A 740-nucleotide genomic window follows, 5' to 3' on the forward strand; every position below is an offset into this window, starting at 1 on the left:
AGACACTGATCGTCGTGCTCGGCGTGTTCCTCGGCCTCCAGCTCGGCAACTGGAACGAGGCTCGCGCCGAGCGGGCGCAGGAAACCGAACTCCTCCGCGCACTGCATCAGGAAATCGAGACATCCATCCGCCTCACCGATCAGAAAGTCGATGCCATCCAGCAGGTGGTCGCTGCCGGCAAGCGCTCGCTTGATTTCCTTGAGTCAGACGAAAGCTGCGGTGATGAGTGCTGGAATGTGCTGGTCGATTTCTTTCACGCCTCACAGTGGCAATCTATCGAGGTCGACCGGTCCACCTATGACGAAATGCGCCGGCAGGGCTTTCCTCGCTCTCGCGACATCGTCGACGTGGTCGAAGGCTACCTTGCCCAGAATGCCACCCTGTCAATCACCAACGAGATGCCTGCCTATCGCTCCCGCGTACGCCAGCTCATCCCGTTCGACGCGCAGGAATTCTACTGGGATAATTGTTACATCCTGAACGACGGTGCCGAGACCTACATTCTCGATTGCGCGAAAGGCATCAGCGACAAAGCCGCCGAGCGGGCTGTCGGAAGAATTGCCGACACGCCTGACATCCCGCTCCTTCTCACTGAATGGGTCGGCCTCCACACCGCTACGCCAGCTGATCTCATAGTCCAGAACCAGACAGCAGAAATCGCCCTGGAGGTAATCGAAGCCGAACTGGAGCGCCGCCAGTGATCCTCCAGCGCCTCGCCACCTCCATCCGCAAGCAGGACT

1 protein-coding gene is annotated in these 740 nt (G+C 59.5%); it reads left to right on the forward strand.

The features are described 5' to 3' along the window. Window positions 1–701: hypothetical protein (locus HY36_RS18555; protein ID WP_035554120.1), on the forward strand; the 701-nt coding region annotated here is incomplete at its 5' end. Window positions 702–740 lie beyond the last annotated feature (39 nt).

Origin of the sequence: Hyphomonas atlantica corrig., assembly GCF_000682715.1 — a bacterium.
GTDB classification, from domain to species: domain Bacteria; phylum Pseudomonadota; class Alphaproteobacteria; order Caulobacterales; family Hyphomonadaceae; genus Hyphomonas; species Hyphomonas atlantica.